Consider the following 5,803-nt stretch of genomic DNA (forward strand, 5'->3'; position numbering starts at 1 on the left):
GGCTGCGGGTCCGGTTCGCGCAGCGATGGTGTTTGCTCGGGCGTGTTTGCCATGGTGACCTCCCAGACAGGCTCACTGCCCACCTTGCCGGGTGCCCGGCTCCGCCGCATCGTCACACCCGGCACCACCCGCGGGTTCCGCGCCCCGCCAACGCGGAAGCCGAAGGAGACGCCCACCATCGGAGCCCGACAGGGCCCGGCGGCCGGCGAGCGCCTCGCCCGTGCAGCCGACGCCCGCCCCGTTCACCGAGGGGCGGAGCCCCCCTGCGCAAGGCGTTCGGCCGGCTCGCCCTCTACAGGGCAGCCATCACGCCGGTCCAGCGGACGAGGCGGCGCCGCGCCCCCCTCACCCAAAGCTCCCGCTCCCAAAGCCCCCACTCCGTCCAGGCCGCCACTTCGGCCGCTTGCTGCGGTCACTCGGCCGCGAGGTCCCCGTCGCCTTGATCTCGTGCGGGTACAGCCGCTCGTCCGGCGACCGCGGTTCGATCTCGTCCGGCTCGCGGTAGCTGTACTCCTGCTCCACCGGGCCGGAGTCCGGCAGCTTCGGCTGGTCCTTGGGGTCGGGCGGGGCGGGCTCGCGGGACCGTACCCGGATGCCGATCGATACGGCGGCGATGAGGGCGGCCGCGATCCCGATGCCGAGCACCAGCGGGCCGATGCCGATGAGGAAGTCGCGGGTGACGGCGAGGGGGACGGCGGCGAGGGCGGTGGTATCCATAGCGGCCGGGTACCCCCGTGTGCTGAAGCATTCCGGTTCGACCGGCCGGACAGCACGCGTACGCTGTAAAGGGATCAACGTCCCGCCGGGATGCCCGAGTCGAAGCGCTTCGACAGAGTATGGACGCCCATCCACCCTGTCCATACACTGCTGACTTACGCAGATCAATGGCAAGGGGAGCGCTCAATCGAACCGCTTCTCGGAGGGTGGGTCGTATGGTCACGATCGCGGAGGTCGCCCGCCGGGCGGGTGTCTCGCCGAGCACGGTGAGTTACGTCCTGTCCGGCAAGCGCTCCATCTCCAGCGCGACCCGCAGCCGCGTCGAGCGCAGCATCAAGGAGCTCGGCTACCACCCCAACGCCGGCGCCCGCGCCCTCGCCAGCAGCCGCTCCAATGTGGTCGCGCTGATGATGCCGCTGCGCACGGACATGTATCTGCCGGTGATGATGGAGATAGCGGTGGCGGTGGCCACCACCGCCCGCGAACACGGCTATGACGTGCTGCTTCTCACCGGCGAGGAGGGCGCCCAGGCGGTCCGCCGCATCCATGGCAGCTCACGCGCCGACGCCATGATCCTGATGGACGTCGAGCTCGACGACGAGCGGCTGCCGCTGCTGCGCGACGCCCCGCAGCCCGTGGTGCTGATCGGCCGGCCCGCCGACCCGTCCGGACTCATCTGCGTGGACCTGGACTTCGCCGCCGCGGGCGCGGCGTGCGTGGCGCATCTCGCCGGGCTCGGGCACCGCGAGATCGCGCTGATCGGGGAGGCGCCGGCGGTCTACGAGCGGCACACCGGCTTCGCCGAGCGGACCCTGGCCGGCGCCCGCGGCGAGGCCGCGCAGCTGGGTGTGCGGATGCTGCACCGGCCCACGGAGGGCACGTACGAGGCGGTGGCGGCGCAGCTGGCGCGGATCTTCGACGAGCGGCCCGGCACCACCGGCTTCATCGTGCAGAACGAGTCCGCCATCGAGCCGCTGCTGAGCCTGCTGCGGCAGCGCGGCAGGGCGGTCCCGGAGGACGTCTCGGTGGTCGCCGTCTGCCCGGAGCAGGCCGCGCTGCACGCCTCGGTCCGGCTGTCGTCCGTCGCGCTGCCCGCCCAGGAGCTGGGGCGGCGGGCCGTCGAGCGGGTGATGGACCGGCTGTCCGGGCGCACCTGCGAGCAGTTGGACCTGCTGGAGCCCGCGCTCACCCAGCGCGGCAGCACGGGCCCTGCCGCCGCGCCGGGCAGTTGAGCGGTCAGCCGGCCGTCACGCTGAAGTCCTTCGTACGGAAGTCGAGGCCGCCGGCCGACGAGGTGATCTCGTAGCCGAACTGGACGTCGCCGATGGTCTCGTCGCCCATCCAGCCCTTGTCGTCCTTGATCCACTTCAGGATCGGCAGGACGTCTACGGACCCGGCGGAGGAGTCCGAGGTGCGGAGGAAGGAGATCACCTCGTTGGCGCCATTGCTGCCCTTGAAGACGTCCCACGTGTGGCCGCCGAGGGTGACCTGGCCCTGCGGGGTGCCGATCGGGCCGACCGCGCCGGTGTGGTTGACCCAGAGCATGATCTCGTAGTCGTGGTCGGTGTCCCAGATGTCGTACGAGGTGTTGTACGCGCCCGTGGACGGGACCTCGACCTCGTAGTCGCTGGTCAGTGAGGACAGGCCGGAGATCGGCTTGTTCACCACCTTCTTGGCGTTCGGGTAGGACTTGATGCCGCCCGTATTCGGGTGGTCGGCGTGCACGTCCCAGTCGGCCGCGGAGTCGGCGCTGATGCACTGGCTGCCGGCGCCGGAGCCCCAGATGTTGTTGTAGAGCGTGTAGCCGGCCATCTCGGTGTTGCCCCACTGCTCGCAGGACTCCCAGGTGGCGGCCTGTGCGGGGGCGGCGATCCAGGCGCCGGTGGCGGCGAGGGCGAGGGCCGGGGCCGTCAGCAGCTTCAGGGCCCGGCGGGGGCGGGTGTGTCTGCTCATCGAGGTGTCATTCCTGCCGCGTCTCGGATCAGGTGGTCGCCTTTCGGTTGCCGCCGGTGGGGCGAAAGGTTGCCGAGGCGGGCGGACTCGTGTGGCAGGTGTGGTTGCTATGCTCGCCGCCCCGCAGGCGAAGGGGACCGGCGCCGCTGCCACGACCAGGGAAGGAGGCGCAGCCGTGGGCATATCCGCCGATGAGGCTGCCGCCGAGTTCCACACCTTCTTCGAGAGTCACCACGCCGACCTGGCCCGCTTCGCGCACCTGCTCACCGGCGAGCACGAGGCCGCCGACGACATCGCCGCGGACGCGCTGCTCGCCGTCTGGGACCGCTGGGACCGGGTGCGCGCGGCCGAGTTCCCGGCGGCGTACGCCCGGGGTGTCGTCGCCAACATGGCGCGCAGCCGGATCCGCAGCGCGGTGCGCGAGCGGCGGCGGATCGCGCTCTACTGGTCGGGGCGGTCGGAGGAGGTCGCGGACCCGGACGTGGCCGCGATGGTGGATGTGCGGCGGGCGCTGCGGCAGTTGCCGTTCCGCAAGCGGGTGTGCGTGGTGCTGCGGCACGCCATGGATCTGTCGGAGCGGGACACCGCCCTCGCGCTCGGCGTTTCCGTGGGTACGGTGAAAAGCCAGACATCGAAGGGAATGGCCGAGCTGCAGCGCCTGCTCGGCCCGGAGGAGACGAGCGAACGGATGCTGCGCGCGGCGTCCCGTTCCGCAGCCGCGGAGGGCGGACGTTGATGCCCGAGCACCACCACGACGAGCTGCGCCGGAAGCTGCGCTCGGCCGCCGGGGAGTACGAGCCGGACTCCGCCCGTATCCGCGCCCGCGTCGAGCGTGGCATGGCCGAGCCCGGCTCCGTCGACGTGACGCCCGCCGCGCGGCACCGGGCCCGGGCCTGGCTGCGGCCGGTCGGTGCCGCGGTCGCGGTGGCCGGGGTGCTGGCCGCCGCCGGGGTGTCGGCGACGGCCGCGCTGCGGCAGGATGACGGGCCGCAGCAGCCGTCGGCCGCGACGTCCGCGCCGGAGTCGCAGTCGCCGACGTCCGGGCCGACGCCCTCGGAGAGCGGCCGCCGCTCGATGCCCCCGGCGCCGCCCGCGAGTTCGGACGCCGCCAGCCGCTCCCCGGAGCGGTCGTCGAAGCCGTCGTCCGACACGAAGCCGCCCGAGAAGGCGTACGCGGACGGCCCGCTGTGGACCGACGGCTCCCTCAACTCCGGCAGCGGCGAGTACTGGTCGCAGAGCGACGTCACCCTCAAGACCCGGCGCACCCTGACCAAGGTCACCGTCGAGCTGCGGCTCGCCCGCACCGAGGGCCTGGCCTCCACCGGCTCCTGGCGCACCCTCCCCGAGGACGACTTCGACACCGAGGTCGAGGAGGAGGACGGCTATCTGATCTACCGCTGGACCCTCAAGGAGGGCCGCAGCATTCCCCCCGGCGACCACGTCTTCGCGGGCCAGTACGACCACCCGGAGGGCTCCCGCGACGCGGGCAAGGACGACTACTCCGCGACGGCGGTGGCTCCTGACGACGATCATCTCTCCGTCGAGGGCGACTTCTTCCCCCGCGACGACTGACAGCGGACGCCGTCAGCAGCGGGGCAGGCCGGAGGCGTAGAGCGCGAACGCGAACCTGGTCTGCGGGCCGGCGATGCCGTCGACGTCGAGACCGGCGTTGTACTTGTTCAGATACCGCTGCAGCGCCCTGATCGTATTCGGTCCGACGACTCCGTCGGGGGTGCCGGCGCCGAGACCCATGTCGTTGAACTTCCGCTGCGCCGCCTTCCAGCTGGCGGTGCCCAGCAGACCGTCGATCGTGCCGGGGTTGTAGCCCGTCCTACGCAGCCAGCACTGCCACTTCTTGGCCTGGGCCGGCTCCAGGCCGAGGTTGTTGACCGCGAGGACGGAGACGTCCTGGGCGGACGCCGCCGTCGCCGGCGGGGAAGCCGCGAGGGCTGGACCAGCGCCCGCCAGACTCCCCGCGGCGATACCGGCGACGGCGGTCGCACTCACGAGTGCCCTGGTCAGAGTAGATCGCATGGCGTCCTCTTCCTGTCGAGTGAGCAGGATCGGAAACCTAATCGGCGCGGTGGCGATGAGCGTCAACCCAGCGACGGCCCGCGGCCTCAACTCTCGCGGTATGCGCGCAAGTCGGCACAACATGCGCAGTACCGCGCCAGGTGGACATCAGCGGAACTTTTGCCTCCGCGGCAACCTGCCGGCCGTCGGCGGCAACCACCTGTCGTAACCCGTCACCCCCCACCGAGGAAGTGGCATGACAACACGACAGGAACAGCGCGGCAGGCACCGCCGCGGGCTCAGTCGCCGGCAGGCCGTCATGGCCGGCGTCGGGGCGCTCGCGCTGACGGCCGCGGGCATCGGCGCCACCTCGATGCTCGGTACGGCGAGCGCCGACGCCCCGGCGTGGCCGAAGCCGACCGGCGAGCAGGCGGTGTCGAAGACCATCTCGGTCGACGGCACGTACGACGGCGAGCTCAAGCGCTTCTACGGCGAGGGCGAGCTCGGCGACGGCGGCCAGGACGAGGGCCAGCCCGCGATCTTCGAGCTCGAGGACGGCGCCGTGCTGAAGAACGTCGTCATCGGCACCCCGGCCGCCGACGGCGTGCACTGCAAGGGCAGTTGCACGATCGAGAACGTGTGGTGGGAGGACGTCGGCGAGGACGCCGCGTCCTTCAAGGGCGGCTCCGGCAGCGCCGAATACACCGTCACCGGGGGCGGCGCCCGCAAGGCGGACGACAAGGTGCTGCAGTTCAACGGCGCCGGCACCCTCACCGTGACGAAGTTCCAGGTCGAGGACTTCGGCAAGCTGGTGCGCTCCTGCGGCAACTGCTCCACCCAGCACGAGCGGCACATCGTCATCGACGACGTGGACATCACCGCCCCGGGCAAGTCCATCGCCGGCGTCAACGCCAACTACGGCGACACCGCGACGCTCCGGGACGTCCGTATCCACGGCGACGCGGACAAGGAGATCGAGCCCTGCGTGCGCTTCGAGGGCAACGACTCCGGTGACGAGCCGACCGAGATCGGCAGCGGCCCGGACGGCAAGACCTGCCTCTACAGCGAGTCGGACCTGACCTACGACTGAGTCCCCACCGGGCCACCCCCCACCCCGACC

The 5,803-nt window shown here is 71.7% G+C and carries 7 protein-coding genes; 4 read left to right on the top strand and 3 right to left on the bottom strand.

Going from position 1 to position 5,803, the window contains the following annotated elements; all coding sequences use genetic code 11:
* Nucleotides 1–345: 345 nt before the first annotated feature.
* Nucleotides 346–717, bottom strand: coding sequence for a DUF6479 family protein (locus G5C51_RS39290; protein ID WP_206314808.1), 372 nt, complete (start codon nucleotides 715–717; stop codon nucleotides 346–348).
* A 167-nt stretch (nucleotides 718–884) separates the two neighbouring features.
* On the opposite strand from G5C51_RS39290, the gene G5C51_RS39295 reads away from it, so the two are divergent.
* Nucleotides 885–1,949, top strand: a complete 1,065-nt coding sequence (locus tag G5C51_RS39295) for a LacI family DNA-binding transcriptional regulator (protein WP_276617711.1) — start codon at nucleotides 885–887, stop codon at nucleotides 1,947–1,949.
* Between the two features lie 4 nt (nucleotides 1,950–1,953).
* Here the strand turns inward: G5C51_RS39295 and G5C51_RS39300 are convergent, their stop codons facing one another.
* Entirely contained in the window at nucleotides 1,954–2,670 is a 717-nt protein-coding gene (locus G5C51_RS39300; RefSeq protein ID WP_165245276.1) for a glycoside hydrolase family 12 protein, read from the bottom strand.
* A 175-nt stretch (nucleotides 2,671–2,845) separates the two neighbouring features.
* On the opposite strand from G5C51_RS39300, the gene G5C51_RS39305 reads away from it, so the two are divergent.
* Together G5C51_RS39305 and G5C51_RS39310 are read left to right on the top strand one after the other, a co-directional pair.
* Nucleotides 2,846–3,406 carry a SigE family RNA polymerase sigma factor gene (locus G5C51_RS39305; protein ID WP_165245278.1) on the top strand — a complete coding sequence of 187 codons (561 nt, stop codon included), beginning with the start codon at nucleotides 2,846–2,848 and terminating at the stop codon, nucleotides 3,404–3,406.
* Nucleotides 3,406–4,242 carry a hypothetical protein gene (locus tag G5C51_RS39310; protein WP_165245280.1) on the top strand — a complete coding sequence of 279 codons (837 nt, stop codon included), beginning with the start codon at nucleotides 3,406–3,408 and terminating at the stop codon, nucleotides 4,240–4,242. Before G5C51_RS39305 ends, G5C51_RS39310 begins: the two co-directional genes overlap by 1 nt.
* A gap of 12 nt (nucleotides 4,243–4,254) precedes the next feature.
* Here the strand turns inward: G5C51_RS39310 and G5C51_RS39315 are convergent, their stop codons facing one another.
* Nucleotides 4,255–4,677, bottom strand: a complete 423-nt coding sequence (locus tag G5C51_RS39315) for a peptidoglycan-binding domain-containing protein (protein WP_338118480.1) — start codon at nucleotides 4,675–4,677, stop codon at nucleotides 4,255–4,257.
* 262 nt (nucleotides 4,678–4,939) lie between these two features.
* On the opposite strand from G5C51_RS39315, the gene G5C51_RS39320 reads away from it, so the two are divergent.
* A complete protein-coding gene (locus tag G5C51_RS39320) occupies nucleotides 4,940–5,773 on the top strand; it encodes a pectate lyase (protein WP_165245284.1) in 834 nt (277 codons plus the stop codon).
* Nucleotides 5,774–5,803 lie beyond the last annotated feature (30 nt).

Source organism: Streptomyces coryli, from assembly GCF_011044975.1.
Lineage (GTDB): Bacteria > Actinomycetota > Actinomycetes > Streptomycetales > Streptomycetaceae > Streptomyces > Streptomyces coryli.